This window comes from Monashia sp. HAY1-5C (genome assembly GCF_056755255.1).
Genome location: NZ_JBPGXG010000738.1, coordinates 1 through 238 on the forward strand (window position 1 = coordinate 1; position 238 = coordinate 238).

Consider the following 238-nt stretch of genomic DNA (forward strand, 5'->3'; position numbering starts at 1 on the left):
GGTGGAAGGCCGGGACCTCATTTGCCGCGGCAACCGCGTCTACATGCGGACGACGGCCGGCGAACAACGTGTGGATGTCATCTACAAACGCATCGATGACGATTTACTGGATCCCCTGCAGTTCCGCTCGGACTCAATGCTCGGCTGTCCGGGGCTGGTCAACGCCGCCCGGGCCGGGGGAGTGACCATCGCGAACGCCGTAGGCAACAGGGTGGCAGATGACAAGCTCGTTTACAGC

General features: G+C 62.6%; 1 protein-coding gene. It reads left to right on the plus strand.

The window, feature by feature from the left end; genetic code table 11:
• On the plus strand, positions 1-238 hold a 238-nt coding region (locus ACR9ZK_RS23370), incomplete at both ends, for a circularly permuted type 2 ATP-grasp protein (protein ID WP_481344298.1).